Here is a 734-nt window from a genome sequence, read left to right as displayed (position 1 = left end):
AGTATTTTATTGACGGGTGCTTTTTTTCAAGAAGAAACAAACTATTCTATATATGATCTTCCGCAATCGGGCGCTTTTCTGGAATAAGAATTGCGCTCTTTCTTTATGTATAGGGCCATATAATTGAATAACACTCAATAAGGGAATTGGGTATTTATGATAAAATAATTAGAGATTGTGAAGGATTGCACTTAAAGTAACGGGCAGGTTTGTGTAATAACATTAGAGAATTTTCTTATAACTACCTTGAAGGGTGGTATGTATAAATCCTAAGTGATTTGGAGGTTAAAAATGAAGTTTTATAAATTCAATAAAGTTAGTGGTAAGAAGATTTCGAAATTCAATTCAAACTTTGTTATGTCACGTATTGTTCAAACTGAAAAGCCAACTCATGTAGTTTGTATGTACTTAGAAGAAAACGGAGTTATTGGCTTTCATCAAGCAGTAGTACCTCAGCTTCTTTTAATTTTGACTGGAGAAGGTTATGTTCGAGGTGATAAAGAAGAATATGTCAAAGTTCAGTCAGGAGATGCTGTCTTTTGGGAGAAAGGTGAATGGCATGAAACTAAAACTGATATAGGATTAACCGCTATTGTCATTGAAAGTGAAGAATTAATTCCGTCATCATTTATGCCTTTAAAGAAATAGATGTTATTAAACTACCATGAAAATAAACTTCTGTAATTTAGGAAAAAAGGCAATACTAAAGAAGACGCAGCTCATTCATTTTTAAA

The 734-nt window shown here is 32.2% G+C and carries 1 protein-coding gene; it reads left to right on the top strand.

The features are described from left to right. Positions 1-291: 291 nt before the first annotated feature. Positions 292-648 carry a cupin domain-containing protein gene (locus PQ474_RS26220; RefSeq protein ID WP_273848519.1) on the top strand — a complete coding sequence of 119 codons (357 nt, stop codon included), beginning with the start codon at positions 292-294 and terminating at the stop codon, positions 646-648. Positions 649-734: the final 86 nt, after the last annotated feature.

Origin of the sequence: Halalkalibacter alkalisediminis, assembly GCF_028610705.1 — a bacterium.
Taxonomy (GTDB): Bacteria; Bacillota; Bacilli; order Bacillales; family Bacillaceae_D; genus Halalkalibacter; species Halalkalibacter alkalisediminis.
This window is presented reverse-complemented; position numbering and strand designations above follow the sequence as displayed.

Coding starts and splice junctions, on each gene's coding strand:
- PQ474_RS26220 (WP_273848519.1), top strand. CDS start 292: ATGAAGTTTTATAAATTCAATAAAGTTAGTGGTAAGAAGATTTCGAAA.